12 protein-coding genes are annotated in these 14,188 nt (G+C 69.1%); 10 read left to right on the top strand and 2 right to left on the bottom strand.

From position 1 onward, the window contains the following. Positions 1-131 precede the first annotated feature (131 nt). A complete protein-coding gene (locus tag TSO352_RS28460) occupies positions 132-2,312 on the top strand; it encodes an NAD(P)/FAD-dependent oxidoreductase (protein WP_109110418.1) in 2,181 nt (726 codons plus the stop codon). A gap of 81 nt (positions 2,313-2,393) precedes the next feature. Here TSO352_RS28460 and TSO352_RS28455 read toward each other — a convergent pair whose 3' ends face one another. Next, on the bottom strand, positions 2,394-2,933 hold the full coding sequence (locus TSO352_RS28455) for a cytochrome c family protein (RefSeq protein ID WP_109110417.1): 540 nt from the start codon (positions 2,931-2,933) through the stop codon (positions 2,394-2,396). 285 nt (positions 2,934-3,218) lie between these two features. On the opposite strand from TSO352_RS28455, the gene TSO352_RS28450 reads away from it, so the two are divergent. From TSO352_RS28450 to TSO352_RS28440, 3 genes are all read left to right on the top strand, one after another. After that, positions 3,219-3,989 (top strand): 3-deoxy-manno-octulosonate cytidylyltransferase, encoded by a 771-nt coding sequence (locus tag TSO352_RS28450; protein WP_109110416.1) that lies wholly within the window; start codon positions 3,219-3,221, stop codon positions 3,987-3,989. Positions 3,990-4,044: 55 nt separating this feature from the next. Beyond that, positions 4,045-4,911, top strand: coding sequence for a prephenate dehydratase (locus TSO352_RS28445; RefSeq protein WP_109110415.1), 867 nt, complete (start codon positions 4,045-4,047; stop codon positions 4,909-4,911). Between the two features lie 262 nt (positions 4,912-5,173). Next, the gene (locus TSO352_RS28440) at positions 5,174-5,482 is read left to right on the top strand and encodes a hypothetical protein (RefSeq protein ID WP_247872482.1); all 309 of its coding nucleotides are present in this window, start codon (positions 5,174-5,176) and stop codon (positions 5,480-5,482) included. 7 nt (positions 5,483-5,489) lie between these two features. Here the strand turns inward: TSO352_RS28440 and nudC are convergent, their stop codons facing one another. Then, the gene (gene nudC, locus TSO352_RS28435) at positions 5,490-6,410 is read right to left on the bottom strand and encodes an NAD(+) diphosphatase (RefSeq protein WP_109110413.1); all 921 of its coding nucleotides are present in this window, start codon (positions 6,408-6,410) and stop codon (positions 5,490-5,492) included. Between the two features lie 173 nt (positions 6,411-6,583). On the opposite strand from nudC, the gene hisN reads away from it, so the two are divergent. From hisN to TSO352_RS28405, 6 genes are all read left to right on the top strand, one after another. Continuing rightward, positions 6,584-7,366 (top strand): histidinol-phosphatase, encoded by a 783-nt coding sequence (hisN, locus tag TSO352_RS28430; protein WP_109110412.1) that lies wholly within the window; start codon positions 6,584-6,586, stop codon positions 7,364-7,366. Between the two features lie 148 nt (positions 7,367-7,514). Continuing rightward, positions 7,515-8,039 carry a hypothetical protein gene (locus TSO352_RS28425; protein WP_109110411.1) on the top strand — a complete coding sequence of 175 codons (525 nt, stop codon included), beginning with the start codon at positions 7,515-7,517 and terminating at the stop codon, positions 8,037-8,039. A gap of 81 nt (positions 8,040-8,120) precedes the next feature. After that, entirely contained in the window at positions 8,121-9,965 is a 1,845-nt protein-coding gene (locus TSO352_RS28420) for an extracellular solute-binding protein (protein ID WP_109110410.1), read from the top strand. 76 nt (positions 9,966-10,041) lie between these two features. Beyond that, positions 10,042-11,904 carry an extracellular solute-binding protein gene (locus tag TSO352_RS28415; protein ID WP_109110409.1) on the top strand — a complete coding sequence of 621 codons (1,863 nt, stop codon included), beginning with the start codon at positions 10,042-10,044 and terminating at the stop codon, positions 11,902-11,904. A 75-nt stretch (positions 11,905-11,979) separates the two neighbouring features. Continuing rightward, positions 11,980-13,089 carry a microcin C ABC transporter permease YejB gene (locus TSO352_RS28410; RefSeq protein ID WP_109110408.1) on the top strand — a complete coding sequence of 370 codons (1,110 nt, stop codon included), beginning with the start codon at positions 11,980-11,982 and terminating at the stop codon, positions 13,087-13,089. After that, positions 13,089-14,171 (top strand): ABC transporter permease, encoded by a 1,083-nt coding sequence (locus TSO352_RS28405; protein ID WP_109110407.1) that lies wholly within the window; start codon positions 13,089-13,091, stop codon positions 14,169-14,171. Before TSO352_RS28410 ends, TSO352_RS28405 begins: the two co-directional genes overlap by 1 nt. The last annotated feature ends 17 nt before the right edge of the window (positions 14,172-14,188 follow it).

Genomic DNA, 14,188 nt, shown 5'->3' with positions numbered 1-14,188 from the left:
CCGCGCTTCGCGAACCGCCGTACGCCGCCGTTCACGAAGCCCGGCCGACCCTCCGCGCAACCCCGCTGGCCGGCCTCAAGCTCCCCGACGATGGTCCTTCGCAACAGGCATCCCTGCGAAGGCCCCATCCCATGACCGTTCGCCGCAAATTCCCCATCCTCCTGCGCATCCTGCTGGGCTTTTCCCCCTGGCTGCTGTTCGGCGCCGTCCTGCCGGTGGCCGGGGTGCCGTACGCCGCACCGGCCGCGCTGGTCGCCAGTCTGGCGCTCTGCCTGCTCGACCGGCGGCGCGGCTCCTACAAGGCGCCGGAGCTGGTGGCCGCCGCCTTCTTCGCCGTCCTGCCGCTGTGCGGGCCGCTGGGCTGGGACTGGCCACTGCACAACCTGGGACTCGCCGTCCACCTCGCCCTCGCCGCGATGGCGTTCGGCAGCATCGCGCTCGGCAGCCCCTTCACCCTGCAATACGCCCGCGACGACTGGCCGAAGGAGTTCTGGCACCTGCCGCAGTTCGTCGCCGTCAACCGGGCGATGACCGCGCTGTGGGGCGTGCTGTTCCTGGTCGGCAGCGTCGGTTTCGCCGGTCTGCCCGGCTGGGAGGCGCCATTGTCGATCGGTGCCAGCGCGCTCGGCGTGGTCGCCAACCGCGTCCTGCCCGATTGGCTGACCGGCACGGCGATGCGCCGCCGGCTGGCCGCCGCCGACCCGCACCCCTGGCCGGCTCCCGCCATCCTGACCCGCGCGAGCACCGCGGCGCATGAGCGTGACGTCGTGGTGGTCGGCGCCGGCATCGGCGGGTTGACCGCGGCGGCGCTGCTGGCGCGGGCCGGCGCGCGGGTGACGGTGGTCGAGGCGCATGACCGGCCCGGCGGCTTCTGCACCTCCTGGCCGGTCAAGGCGCGCAACCGCTCGGCCGCGGGCGCCCAGCCCTTCCGCTACGTTTTCGACGCCGGCGTCCACGACATCAGCGGCGCCCATCCCGGTGGTCCCGTCGATCATCTGCTGCGCACGCTGGCGGTGGAGGACCGCGTCGACTGGCAACCGGTCAGCCGCGGCGTGCTGGTGAATGGCAAGTTGCAGCAACTCGCCGATGACGCCGATGGACTGGCAACCCAGATCGCCGCCGACCATCCGGCCAGCGCCGCCGGCGCCGCCGCCTTCCTGGCGGAGATGCGGGCGGTGTACGACGACCTCTACCGCGGCTGCGCCGACCGCGGCCTGCCCCACATCCCCGACACGGTGGAGGCGATGCGGCGCTACGCCATGGACTGCCCGCACGCCTTCCGCTGGATGGGCCGCACTTTCCAGGAGATGCTGGACCAGTACATCCCCGACCGCGCCGCCCAGCGCCTGCCGACCCTGCTGACCGGCTATCTCAGCGACCGGCCGGAGCTGCTGGAGGTCCGGCAGATGGCGCCAATCTTCGGCTATTGGTTCTCGGGCGGCCGCTACCCGATCGGCGGGTCGCAGGCGCTGGCCGACGCGCTGGCCGACTCGATCCGGGGCGACGGCGGCGAGATCCGGCTGCGCACCGGGGTATCGCGCATCCTGATCGAGCAGGGCCGCGCCGCCGGGGTGGAGACCGCCGACGGACGGACCATCCGCGCCGCCGCCGTGATCTCCAACGCCGACGTGCGGCGGACCATGCTGGAACTGGTCGGACGCGCGCATCTGCCGCCGGCCTACGCCGCCCGCTGTGCCGCGATGCGGCCGTCGACCTCGGCCTTCATGGTGACGCTGGGGCTGGACATCGCGCCGGAGCTGCCGGCGATGACCTTCCTGCCCGGCGATGCGCCCGGCATGGGTCGGGGCATGGGCATGGCCGTCGCCGTCCCCTCGGTCCATGACCGCAGCCTGGCGCCCGACGGTCACGCCGCGGTGACCCTGATGCGGCTGGCCCCCGCCGACCCGAGCTGGGACCGCGCCGACCCCGGCTACAAGGCGCGCAAGCGGGCGGAGGGCGACGCGATGATCGCCGCCGCCTCCCGGCTGATCCCCGACCTGGAGCGGCACATCACCGTCCGCCAGGACGCCAGCGCCGCCACCTTCGCCCGCTACGCCCGCACCACCGCCGGTGCGATCTACGGCCTCGCCCCCGACCAGCCGCGGCTGAGCCGCCGCTCGCCGATTCCCGGCCTGTGCCTGACCGGCGCCGGAGTCTTCCCCGGACCGGGGGTGGAGGCCTGCGTCATCTCCGGCCGCCTGGCGGCGGAGGCCTTGCTCGGTCGGGAGCGGCTGACCGCCGACGCGCTGCGCCGCACCGCCGCGCCGGCACCGCTGCGGCGGCCGGCGCTGCCGGTGGCGCTGATGGGTTAACGAACCCGCTCAAACGAAAAGCCCCACCCTCGACAGAGGGTGGGGCTTTTCGTTCGAAGCGTGCGCTCAGGCCGTGTGCCGTTACTGCGGCAGCGGCTGCGGGCTGTCGGCCAGCGAGCGCAGGTAGGCGACGACGGCCGCGCGCTCGTCGTCCTTCTTCAGGCCGGCGAAGGTCATCTTGGTCCCGGGCGCGTAGGCCTTGGGATCGTAGATGAACTTGTTCAGCTCGTCATAGGTCCAGGTGCCGCCGGTCTTGACCAGGGCGTCGGAGTAGCTGAAGCCCTGCATGTGCCCCTTCGGGCCGCCGACGACGCCGTACAGGTTCGGGCCGACCTTGGCGGCACCGCCCTTGTCGAAGCTGTGGCAGGCGGCGCAGGCCTTGGCGATCTTCTGGCCGGCCGCCGGATCGGCGCTGGCGAGCAGCGGGGCGATCGGTGCCGGACCGGACGGAGCGGCCCCCTTGTCGGCCGGCGCGCTGGCCCCCTCCGGCAGGGCGACGACGTAGACGCTCTTCTCCAGCGGCTTCGAATGGACCAGCACCTGGGAGGCGAATCCGGTCAGCATGGCGATCACCCCCGCCAGCAGCACGGCGCCGAAAATCTTGTTCCACTCCATGCTCATTGATGAGCCCCTTGTTTCCTATTTCATTGCACTCGGCGTTTCCCCCGCCCGCGGCACCGAAAGCCGCGGGTACCATACCCCAGCGGTCCGGACCTTGTCATCGCCCGGAACGCCGCGAAAAAAGGTCGCATACAAATATGTCGCAGTCATCAGCGACGCAATTTACTTGGCGGTTACAATGCACCGCACAAAAGGCGATGCCGGCACTTGACGCCGCCCGCTCGTCCGTGTTTCACCCGCCCCAACCGCCCCGTCCCAAGCGCCTTACCGCGACCGGAGCCCCCCATGCCGACCACCGCCGCCACCAGCCCCACCAACCCGATCGTCATCATCCCGGCGCGCATGGCGTCCGTCCGCCTGCCGGGCAAGCCGCTGGCCGACATCCTGGGGGCGCCGATGATCGTCCAGGTGCTGCGCCGCGCGACGGAGGCGGCGATCGGCCCGGTCGTCGTCGCCTGCGCCGAGCCGGAGATCGCCCGCGCGGTCGAGGCGACCGGCGGCACCGCGGTGCTGACCCGGCCCGACCACCCCTCGGGCTCCGACCGCATCTTCGAGGCGCTGCGGCTGATCGACCCGGAGGGGCGGCACGACGCGGTGGTCAACGTGCAGGGCGATCTGCCGACGATCGAGCCGGGCACGGTGCGCGCCGCCTTCGCCCCGCTGGCCGACCCGGCGGTCGACATCGCCACGCTGGTCGCCGTCATCACCCGGGAGGAGGAGCGGACCAACCCCAACGTGGTCAAGGCGGTGCTGGAACTGCCGCCGGGCGCCCGCCAGGGCCGCGCGCTGTACTTCACCCGCGCCACCGCGCCGTCGGGCGACGGCCCGCTGTACCACCACATCGGCCTCTACGCCTACCGGCGCGCGGCGCTGGAGCGCTTCGTGGCGCTGCCGCCGTCGATGCTGGAGCAGCGCGAGAAGCTGGAGCAGCTGCGGGCGCTGTCCAACGGCATGCGGATCGACGCGGCGGTCGTTGACGCGGTTCCGCTGGGTGTCGATACTCCGGCCGACCTGGAGCGCGCCCGCGCGCTGCTGAGCGGCCGCCACGCCGACTGACGCCGCACCCGCCCAAGCCGCTGCTTCAAGAAAATCCGCCGAGGGAATCCCGTCCATGGCCACGTCCAACATCATCGCCTTCCAGGGCTTCCCCGGCGCCTATTCCGACCTGGCCTGCCGCAACGCGCGGCCGACCATGACGACGATGCCCTGCGCCACCTTCGAGGACGCCTTCGCCGCGGTGCGCGAGGGGCGGGCGTCGCTGGCGATGATCCCGGTGGAGAACTCCATCGCCGGCCGCGTCGCCGACAACCACTATCTGCTGCCGGACGGCGGCCTGCACATCATCGGCGAGCATTTCCAGCGGGTGAACCACCAGTTGCTGGCGCCCAAGGGGGCGACGCTGGACAGCATCAAGACGGTGCGCAGCCACATCCAGGCGCTGTCGCAGTGCCAGACGGTCACCCGCACGCTGGGGCTGGAGGCGATCAACCACGCCGACACGGCGGGCGCCGCGAAGGAGATCGCCGCGCTGAACGACCCGCGCCACGCCGCCATCGCCTCGTCGCTCGCCGCCGAGATCTACGGCCTCGACATCCTGAAGAGCAGCATCGAGGACGCGGAGCACAACACCACCCGCTTCCTGATCCTGGCGCGCGAGCCGAAGCTGCCGGCGCTGGGGTCCTGCAAGACGATCACCACCTTCGTCTTCCGGGTGCGCAGCGTGCCGGCGGCGCTGTACAAGGCGCTGGGCGGTTTCGCCACCAACGGCATCAACATGACCAAGCTGGAAAGCTACATGGTCGGCGGGCGTTTCACCCAGACCCAGTTCTACGCCGACGTGGAAGGCCACCCGGACGAACGCCCGCTGCGCCTCGCCCTGGAGGAGCTGGGATTCTTCGCCCGCGAGGTGAAGATCCTGGGCGTCTACCCGGCCAACCCCTTCCGCTACCAGGAAAGCCAGCGCGTCGGCGAGGATTGATCGGCGAGGATTGATCGGCCAGGATCGGGCGGCCGATTCTGTTCGCAGTCGCAAGAAGCCGCGCGTCATTCCGCCGCAGGTGATCGACTTAGCCGCGCCGGTCCTGCCCACGCCCTGGGCAAAACCGGCAAAAATTGCTATACAGAAAGGACGGGCGTCGCGGCCCGAACACAACTCATGCGCTTACAAAATAAGAAAACACCACGGCGGCTGACGGGTGAACACCCCGCCGACGGCCATGGCGCCACGGATGGAGGTTGCCATGCTCACGATGAACGATTGCCTCGGGATCGCGAATCTCGAGGCGGATGAAGTCACGCAGATCGCCGCCCACGAACATCTCCCCTTCATGACCGCGCTTGAAAAGGGTGCGGCCCTGCTGAACGAGCCGTGGGGCGACGCGGCGGTGCGGCAGATGGTCTGGGACAATCTGTGCACCACCAACCGGCGGCGGCCGGACGAAGCGGTGGCGCTGATGACGCTCTACAACGACACCTGCGACCGCCACCCCAACCCCTTCGACCGCCGCCACACGCCGGTGCGCGTCGGCCCGCCCAACCGGCGGCATTGAGGGGGCCTCAGCCCTCCGCGATCCACTCGCGGATCAGGCGGTGGGCGATCGAGTCGGGACGGGCAAGGCGGAAGGTCTCGTCGGGGGTGTGGTCGCGCAGGAAGGCGCGGTCGAACCAGGCGGCGCTTTCCAGCTCGTCGTTGCCGGTGTCGATGTCGAAGCTGGTGGCCCGCGCGGTAAAGCCCAGCATCAGCGACGACGGGAAGGGCCAGGGCTGCGACGAGCGGTAGCGGATGTCGGTCACGGTCAGCCCGACCTCCTCGAACACCTCGCGGGCGACGGTGTCCTCCAGGCTCTCGCCGGGCTCCAGGAAGCCGGCCAGCACCGAGTGCATGCCGGGCGGGAAGCGGCTCTGGCGGCCCAGCACCGCCCGGTCGCCGCCGTCATGCACCAGCATGATCACCGCCGGGTCGGTGCGCGGGAAATGGTGGGTGGCGCAGTCCGGGTTGGTGCAGAGCCGGACATGCCCGCCCTCGGCCGACGCGGCGGGGGCGCCGCAGACGCCGCAGAAGCGATGGCGGGCGTTCCACCACACCATGCCGCGGGCGTAGGCGCAGACCGACGCCTCGTCCTCCGGCATCAGCGGGCCGGTGGCGCGCAGATCCTCGAAACGGCCCTGGCCGCGCAGCGCCGGCAGGGCATCCGGGTCCTCGACCATCGACAGATCGACGGCGAAGACCGGATCGCCGTTCATCGGACCGCCGTTCATGACGCCGAGAAAGATCGGCACCGCCTCCAGCCCGTCGCCGGGCAGCATCACGGCGCGCGGCGCGTCGGGCGGGCCGGCGACGAAGTTTTGGCTCTGCCAGACCGGCAGCACGCGGGCGTTCGGCGCCAGCCAGGCCTCGGTCAACCACTCCTCGTCCTTGCGGCGGAGCGATGCGCGGTCGAGCGGCGCGGCGGCGTAGAAGTTCGGTCGGTTCGTCATGATGGACCGAAGGCTGCCACAAGCCGGCCGCGCCGGAAAGCCCCCGGCGCGGCAACCCTGACGCCCGCCTGGGGCCCGATCCGGCGCTTTACGGTTTCCGGGCCGGGCCTGCGCCGTTAGGATGCGGCACCAAAAATCGTGACGATCCCCTTCATCCTGAGCCAGGAGCGACCATGACCGAACCCTGCCCCGCCCCGATGGTGGCGCTCGCCCAGCGGTTGGCCGACTCCAGCGGCAGTGTCGTCCGCCGCTATTTCCGCACCCCCGTCGCCATCGACGACAAGGCCGACGCCTCCCCGGTCACCATCGCCGACCGCGAGGCCGAGCACGTCATCCGCACCATCATCGAAAGCCAGCGCCCCGACGACGGCATCTATGGCGAGGAGCACGGCACCAAGAACCTGGACGCCGAATGGGTGTGGGTGATCGACCCGATCGACGGCACCAAATCCTTCATCACCGGCCGGCCGATCTTCGGCACCCTGATCGCGCTGCTGCACCACGGGCGCCCGGTGCTGGGCCTGATCGACCAGCCGATCGTCGGCGATCGCTGGCTGGGCGTCGACGGCCGCCCGACCACCCACAACGGGCAACCGGTGCGCGTGCGCCCCTGCCCCGGCGGGCTGAGCGCCGCGATGTTCGGCACCACCTCGCCCGACCTGTTCCCCGGCACCGATTACGACGCCTACCGCCGCGTCGCCGCGCGGGTGAAGACGTCGGCCTATGGCGGCGACTGCTACAGCTACGGGCTGCTGGCGTCGGGCTATTACGACCTCGTCGTCGAATCGGGTCTGAAGCTGTACGACTTCGCCGCCCTGGTGCCGGTGGTGACCGGGGCCGGCGGGCTGATGACCGACTGGGAAGGCAACCCGCTGGACGCCAACTCCAGCGGCCGGGTGATCGCCGCCGGCGACCCGCGCACCCACCGGGAAGCCATGCAGGCGCTCGCCGGCTGATCTCCTTTGCTAACGGTTCGTGATGGTGCCCCATCACGAACCGTTTCCTCAGTCGCCGGCGCGGGCGTCCGCCCGCTTGGCTTCGCGGGCATGGGCCCGCGGGGCCGCCGTCGCGGCCCTCCACCACAGCATCTGTTCCGGAACCGAAATGACTGCCATCGACCCGCCCGCCCGTTCCGTCTTCGAAACCTCCCCCGAAAAGCTCCGCCCCTTCCTGGAGGGGTTGGCGGCGCGGGTGGCGGGCGGGTCGAACTGGTTGGTGCGCAAGAAGACCGTCTGCGACCTGCTGCTGGGGCTCGACGCCTTCTTCGCCCTGCCGGCGGCCGAACGCCGGGCGATGATGGCCGACGGCGGCGCGCCGGACGACCGCCCCGATTCCGAAACGACCCCTGACGCGACCGCGGGCGACGGACCGGAGGATTTCCGCAAGGTCCTGCCGATCTATGTCGGCGCCATCCTGGAAGGCTTGAACGAGGCAGACGTTTCGTCGGCGGAACAAGCGGCGATCTACCTGCTGTCCATCCACCCCGAGCATCAGGCGGCGGCGGAGCGCTGGATGCTGGCCGACCCGCGCCATGGCAAGGCGGTGCGCCGGCTGATGCGGACCGACCGTCGCTATCGCCAGTTGATGGACCGCATGGCCGACCACTGGCGGACCGCCCGAAGCGGCTGAACGCGCACCATATTCCCGCTTGATCCCGGCGTGGACGTGGCAATCTTAACGGACACGCCCGCTTACCCGACAGGACCGCCGATGCGCCGTCTCCTTGCCGTTGCCGCCACGCTCCTGGCCCTGGCCCTGCCTCCCACCGTGGCGATGGCCGCCAGCGTGACCGTCACGGCGCTGAAGCAGTTCGGGGAGCCGCAGTTCAAGCCGGGCTTCACCCATTTCCCGCACACCAACCCCGACGCGCCCAAGGGCGGGGCGATCACCCTGGCCGAATCGCAGCCGGGCACCTACGACAGCCTGAACACGCTGATCCTGCGCGGCGTCCGGCCGCGCACGCTGGGGCTGATCTCCGACGCGCTGATGGTCGGGTCGGGGTGGGAACTGGACGCCGCCTACGCCCATCTCGCCGAAAGCGTCGAGCTGCCGGACGATTACGGCTGGGCGATCTTCACGCTGCGCCAGGGCGCCCACTGGCACGACGGCGTGCCGATCACCGCCGACGACGTCGTCTTCACCTGGGACTCGATCCAGGCGCACGGCGCGCCCTTCCTGAAATCCTTCCTCGACCACATCGCCAAGGTGGAGGCGCTGGACGCCCGCCGGGTCAAGATCACCCTGACCGGCACCGGGGAGATCAAGCCGATCATCGACTTCGCCGTCACCATGGCGCCGCAGCCCAAGCATTGGTGGACCGCCAACGGGCGCGACATCTCCAAGACGACGCTGGAACCGCCGCTGGGCAGCGGCCCCTACCGGATCAAGACGGTCGATCCCGGCCGCTCCATCACCTACGAGCGGGTGGCCGACTGGTGGGCGAAGGATCTGCCGACCGCCCGCGGCTTCTACAATTTCGACAGCGTGAAGGACGATTTCTACCGCGACGACGACGTGATGTTCGAGGCGTTCAAGGCCGGCGCCTACGATTTCCGCGGCGAGTACCGGGCGCAGCGCTGGACCACCGGCTACGACTTCCCCGCCGCCAAGGACGGCCGCGTCCTCAAGCTGGAGGTGCCGAGCGAGTTGCCGCTGGGTGCCCAGGGCTACCGCCTGAACACCCGCCGCGCCAAGTTCGCCGACCCGCGGGTGCGCGAGGCGCTGGCCCTGCTGTTCGATTTCGACTGGATCCGCAAGAACATCCTCTACGGCCAGTACCGCCGCACCCTCAGCAACTTCCCCAACTCCGACTTCGGGGCAAAGGGGCCGCCGACACCCGCCGAATTGGCGCTGCTGGAGCCCTACCGCACGCAACTGCCGGAGCGGGTGCTGACCCAGCCCTTTACCCTGCCCACCACCGACGGCAGCGGCAACAACCGCGCCCAGGTGCGCGAGGCGACGCGCCTGTTCAAGGAGGCCGGCTGGGAGGTCCGCAACGGCAAGCTGACCAACCTCGCGACCGGCGAGGTGATGGCGATCGAGTTCCTCGACGGCACCGGCGCGCTGACCCGCGTCACCCAGCCCTACGTCGAGACGCTGCGCCGGGTCGGCATCGACGCCAGCCTGCGCCTCGTCGACACCGCGCAGTTCCAGGCCCGCACCGATGATTTCGATTTCGATACGATCGTCGTGAACGTGTCCTTCTTCACCCCGCCGGGCACCGAGCTGCGCGGCTATTTCGGCTCCGCCGCGGCGAACCTCAAGGGCTCGGCGAACTACGCCGGCATCCATGACCCGGTGGCCGACGCGCTGATCGAAAAGGCGCTGGCGGCCAAGGATCTGGAGACGGTGCAGGCGGCCACCCGCGCGCTCGACCGCGTTCTGCTGTGGGGCTTCTACATGGTGCCGCAGTGGCACAACCCGGAAAGCTGGATCGCCCACCGGGCGTGGCTGGCCCACCCGGCGGTCTGGCCGAAATACGACCAGGACTACCGCAGCACCAACTTCCCCGCCACATGGTGGGTGGACGCGGCGAAACGGAACGGACAGCCTTGATGGCGCCCGATCGACGGGCCAAGTCCCTCAGGCTGAACGGTTTCCAGAGAGAAAAAATCCAGGGAAGGGATCGGACATGACCAGTGGAATGCGGTGGCTGGGCACCGGCCTGAGGGTCGCGGTCGCGGGCGCGCTGCTGCTGGCGACCCCGGCGGCGGCGCAGGACGCGGCAGCACCAAAGGGCAGCCACGCCCTTGCGCTGCACGGCAAGCCGAAATACGGGCCGGACTTCCAGCATCTCGACTATGTCGACCCCAACGCCCCGAAGGGCGGCGAGGTCAAGATGATGGCCTTCGGCGGCTTCGACAACCTGAACCCCTTCATCCTGCGCGGCCAGGCCGCCGCCGGGGCCGGGCTGGTGTTCGACACGCTGACCACCAGCAACGGCGACGAGGCGATCACCGAATACGGCCTGCTCGCCGAAACCATCCAGGTCGCCGACGACCGCGGTTGGGTCGCCTTCACCCTGCGGCCCGAGGCCCGCTTCCACGACGGCACGCCGGTGACGGTCGACGACGTGATCTGGAGCTTCGAAACGCTGAAGGAGAAGGGCCACCCGCTCTACCGCACCTATTACGCCGACGTCGTGAAGGCGGAGAAGACCGGCGAGCGCACGGTGAAATTCACCTTCCGCGGCACCGACAACGCCGAATTGCCGGTCATCATGGGCCAGTTGCCGGTGCTGCCCAAGCACGCCTTCGCCAACCGCGACTTCGGCACCACCACGCTGGACCCGCTGATCGGCAGCGGCCCCTACAAGGTGGTGGACGTCCAGCCCGGCCGCTCCATCACCTACGAGCGGGTGAAGGACTGGTGGGCCAAGGATCTGCCGATCAACCGCGGCCGCTACAATTTCGACCGCATCCGCTACGACTATTACCGCGACCTCGACGTCGCCTTCGAGGCGTTCAAGGCCGGTGCCTTTGATTTCCGGCTGGAGAACTCGTCGAAGAACTGGACCAACGGCTACAACACTCCCGCCGTCCAGAACGGCCAGATCGTCCGGGAGGAGTTGAAGAACCAGGACCCGCAGGGCATGCAGGCCTTCGCCTTCAACATCCGCCGCCCGATCTTCCAGGACCGCCGGGTGCGCGAGGCGCTGAATTACCTGTTCGACTATGAATGGACCCGCGCCAACCTGTCCTATGGCCTGTACCAGCGCACCAAGAGCTATTTCGCCAACACCGAACTGGCCTCCAGCGGCCTGCCCTCGCCCGAGGAGCTGAAGCTGCTGGAGCCGTTGCGCGGCCAGATCCCCGACGAGGTCTTCACCAAACCCTACGAGCCGCCGAAGACCGACGGCAGCGGCAACATCCGCGGCAACCTGCGCACCGCGCTGGGCCTGCTGAAGGACGCCGGCTGGGAGCTGAAGAACGGCAAGCTGGCGAACGCCCAGGGCCAGCCCTTCCGTTTCGAGATCCTGCTGGTCCAGGCCGACATGGAGCGCATCGTCCAGCCCTTCCTGCGCAACCTGGAGCGCGCCGGCATCGAGGCGCAGATCCGCGTGGTCGACAGCGCGCAGTACCAGAACCGCACCGACAATTTCGACTACGATATGATCATCGAGCGGTTCCCGCAGTCGTTGTCGCCCGGCAACGAACAGCGCGACTACTGGGAATCCTCGCGCGCCGACTTGGCCGGCAGCCGCAACAGCATCGGCATCAAGAACCCGGCGGTCGACAAGTTGGTGGAGACGGTGATCGCCGCCCCCGACCGCGAGGCGCTGATCACCGCCACCCACGCGCTCGACCGCGTGCTGCTGTGGAACTGGTACGTCATCCCGCAGTGGTACGACAGCGTCTACCGCGTCGCCTACTGGAACCGTTTCTCCCATCCGGCGGTTGCCCAGAAGTACGGGCTGGGCTTCCTCGACAACTGGTGGGTCGATCCGGCCAAGAACGCCAAGCTGGCCGACAGCGCACGTCGCACGGGACCCTGAGCAACCGTTTGGTCTAAGCTGCCGTCATCTTGAGGGCCGTCATCTTTAAGATTGGGGAGGGTCGGGACACCCGCGATGCTGGCTTACATCATCCGCCGCCTGTTGCTGATCATCCCGACCCTGTTCGGGATCATGGTGATCAATTTCCTGATCGTGCAGATCGCCCCCGGCGGCCCGATCGAGCAGATGATCGCCCGCGTCCAGGGCACCGCGGTGGAGGCGACCTCGCGCATCGGCGGCACCGCCGGTGGCGACGCCAACACCGCGCAGCGCCAGAACCAGGCCGGCGGCGACACCGGCAGCAAGTACCGCGGCGCCCAGGGCCTCGACCCCGCCTTCATCAAGCAGCTGGAGAAGGAGTTCGGCTTCGACAAGCCGCTGCACGAGCGGTTCATCCACATGATGTCGAACTACATCCGCTTCGACTTCGGCAACAGCTACTTCCGCGACCGCCGCGTCGTCGATCTGGTGATCGAGAAGATGCCGGTGTCGATCTCGCTCGGCATCTGGACGACGCTGATCGTCTATCTGGTGTCGATCCCGCTCGGCATCGCCAAGGCGGTGCGCGACGGCCAGCCCTTCGACGTCTGGACCTCCGGCGTGGTGATCGTCGGCTACGCCATCCCCAGCTTCCTGTTCGCGGTGCTGCTGATCGTGGTGTTCGCCGGCGGCCGCTACCTCGACTGGTTCCCGCTGCGCGGGCTGGTGTCGGACAATTGGGCGCAGCTGCCCTGGTACAAGCAGGCACTCGACTATGCCTGGCACATGGCGCTGCCGGTGCTGTCCATGGTGATCGGCGGCTTCGCCGGCCTGACCATGCTGACCAAGAACTCCTTCCTGGAGGAGGTCGGCAAGCAGTACGTCATCACCGCCCGCGCCAAGGGGTTGAGCGAGAACCGCGTGCTGTACGGCCACATCTTCCGCAACGCCATGCTGATCGTCATCGCCGGCTTCCCCGGCGCCTTCATCGGCATCCTGTTCACCGGCGCCCTGCTGATCGAGGTGATCTTCTCGCTCGACGGGCTGGGGCTGCTGGGCTTCGAGGCGGCGATCAACCGCGACTATCCGGTGATGTTCGGCACGCTGTACTTCTTCACGCTGCTGGGGCTGATCATGAATCTGGTCGGCGACATCACCTATGTGATGGTCGATCCCCGCATCGACTTCGAATCGCGGAGGGTGTGATGTCTCCGCTGACCCGGCGCCGGCTGGACAATTTCAAGGCGAACCGCCGCGGATTCTGGTCCTTCTGGCTGTTCCTGCTGCTGTTCGTCGCCTCGCTGGGGGCGGAGTTCATCGCCAACGACAAGCCGCTGCTGATCGAATACGAGAACCACTATTACTGGCCGGTCTTCAACGCCTACCCGGAAACCACCTTCGGCGGCGAGTTCGAGACCGAAACCGACTACCGCGACCCCTTCGTCCGCGACCTGATCAATGCCAAGGGCTGGATGGTCTGGCCGCCGATCCCCTACAGCTACCGCACCATCAACTACAACCTGCCGGTCCCGGCCCCGGCGCCGCCGTCGGCCGAGAACTGGCTGGGCACCGACGACCAGGGGCGCGACGTGGTGGCGCGGCTGATCTACGGCTTTCGCATCTCGGTGCTGTTCGGGCTGGTGCTGACCGCCTTCTCGTCGGTCGTCGGGGTGGCGGCCGGGGCGGTCCAGGGCTATTTCGGCGGGCTGACCGACCTGCTGTTCCAGCGCTTCATCGAGATCTGGCAGGGGTTGCCCACCCTGTTCCTGCTGATCATCCTGGCCAGCGTGGTGACGCCGACCTTCTGGTGGCTCTTGGGCCTGCTGCTGCTGTTCTCGTGGACGGCGCTGGTCCATGTGGTGCGGGCGGAGTTCCTGCGGGCGCGCAACCTGGATTACGTGCGCGCCGCCAAGGCGCTGGGGGCCGGCGACGTCACCATCATGGTGCGCCACGTCCTGCCCAACGCCATGGTGGCGACGCTGACCTTCCTGCCCTTCATCCTCAACGGCTCGATCACCACGCTGACCGCGTTGGACTTCCTGGGCTTCGGCCTGCCACCGGGCTCGCCGTCGCTGGGCGAGCTGCTGGCGCAGGGCAAGGCCAACCTGCAGGCGCCCTGGCTGGGGCTGACCGCCTTCTTCGTGCTGGCGATCATGCTGAGCCTGCTGATCTTCATCGGCGAGGCGGTGCGCGACGCCTTCGACCCGCGCAAGACCATCGCCCTGATGTCGACCGCCATGCCCGGCGAGGCCGCCGCCACGACGGCCCGCAAGGAGGCGGCGGAGTGAGGACGACGACCATGAGC

Origin of the sequence: Azospirillum sp. TSO35-2 (genome assembly GCF_003116095.1) — a bacterium.
GTDB lineage: Bacteria > Pseudomonadota > Alphaproteobacteria > Azospirillales > Azospirillaceae > Azospirillum.
The sequence above is the reverse complement of the archived record's forward strand: the minus strand, read 5'-3'. Positions and strand labels throughout refer to the sequence as shown.

What these genes read in the sequence shown, in the direction of transcription:
- TSO352_RS28425 (WP_109110411.1), top strand. Translation starts at nt 7,515, where the DNA reads ATGACTGCCATCGACCCGCCCGCCCGTTCCGTCTTCGAAACCTCCCCC.
- nudC (WP_109110413.1), bottom strand. Translation starts at nt 6,410, where the DNA reads ATGACGAACCGACCGAACTTCTACGCCGCCGCGCCGCTCGACCGCGCA.
- TSO352_RS28460 (WP_109110418.1), top strand. Translation starts at nt 132, where the DNA reads ATGACCGTTCGCCGCAAATTCCCCATCCTCCTGCGCATCCTGCTGGGC.
- TSO352_RS28450 (WP_109110416.1), top strand. Translation starts at nt 3,219, where the DNA reads ATGCCGACCACCGCCGCCACCAGCCCCACCAACCCGATCGTCATCATC.
- hisN (WP_109110412.1), top strand. Translation starts at nt 6,584, where the DNA reads ATGACCGAACCCTGCCCCGCCCCGATGGTGGCGCTCGCCCAGCGGTTG.
- TSO352_RS28445 (WP_109110415.1), top strand. Translation starts at nt 4,045, where the DNA reads ATGGCCACGTCCAACATCATCGCCTTCCAGGGCTTCCCCGGCGCCTAT.
- TSO352_RS28420 (WP_109110410.1), top strand. Translation starts at nt 8,121, where the DNA reads ATGCGCCGTCTCCTTGCCGTTGCCGCCACGCTCCTGGCCCTGGCCCTG.
- TSO352_RS28415 (WP_109110409.1), top strand. Translation starts at nt 10,042, where the DNA reads ATGACCAGTGGAATGCGGTGGCTGGGCACCGGCCTGAGGGTCGCGGTC.
- TSO352_RS28410 (WP_109110408.1), top strand. Translation starts at nt 11,980, where the DNA reads ATGCTGGCTTACATCATCCGCCGCCTGTTGCTGATCATCCCGACCCTG.
- TSO352_RS28405 (WP_109110407.1), top strand. Translation starts at nt 13,089, where the DNA reads ATGTCTCCGCTGACCCGGCGCCGGCTGGACAATTTCAAGGCGAACCGC.
- TSO352_RS28455 (WP_109110417.1), bottom strand. Translation starts at nt 2,933, where the DNA reads ATGAGCATGGAGTGGAACAAGATTTTCGGCGCCGTGCTGCTGGCGGGG.
- TSO352_RS28440 (WP_247872482.1), top strand. Translation starts at nt 5,174, where the DNA reads ATGCTCACGATGAACGATTGCCTCGGGATCGCGAATCTCGAGGCGGAT.